This window comes from Streptomyces sp. SID12501 (assembly GCF_010550245.1).
Taxonomy (GTDB): domain Bacteria; phylum Actinomycetota; class Actinomycetes; order Streptomycetales; family Streptomycetaceae; genus Streptomyces.
Genome location: NZ_JAAGLU010000336.1, coordinates 1 through 560 on the forward strand (window position 1 = coordinate 1; position 560 = coordinate 560).

Genomic DNA, 560 nt, shown 5'->3' on the forward strand with positions numbered 1-560 from the left:
AAAGGGCCCTTTTTGCCGCGCTTACCGCCCTTGCGGGCCTTCTTCTCGCGAGTGTCGTCCTCGGCGTCAGGCATGTCGATGGAGCCGAGGGCGTCCGTCACGTCTCTCACCTGAATCCGGGTCGTGGCCGTAGCCGCGCCCGGTTGCGCCGCACGGCATTGCATCGAAGTACGTACCTGCGCACACGTCCGAGAAGGAGTGTGGAGCAGGGCCGGAGGGACTCGAACCCCCAACCGCTGGTTTTGGAGACCAGTGCTCTACCAATTGAGCTACGACCCTTTGCGTTCCCCAACCTACCGCATCCGAGCGAGTGCACGGAGTGCTCACGTTCCGGACGGCTGGTGAGGACCAACGACAGGTGAGTGTACGTGGTCCGGGCCCTGACGTCGAACAGAACAGAGCCGGACCTGCCTCCGTCCGGTCCCTGAAACGGTGTGCGGGCCTTCCGGGCCGTCTGGGACGATTGGCCGCATGACCTCTGCAACGCCTTCCTCCGAGCGCCGGGTGTCCGCCCGTATCGGCGCCATTTCCGAGTCCGACGCGCTCGCCGAGGCCGGCCA

The 560-nt window shown here is 65.7% G+C and carries 1 tRNA gene and 1 pseudogene; both read right to left on the reverse strand.

From position 1 onward, the window contains the following. Nucleotides 1–101, reverse strand: a pseudogene (locus tag G3I71_RS53065) (preprotein translocase subunit SecE); the annotation flags it as partial. 105 nt (nt 102–206) lie between these two features. Next, a tRNA-Trp gene (locus G3I71_RS46095) sits at nt 207–279 on the reverse strand. Nucleotides 280–560 lie beyond the last annotated feature (281 nt).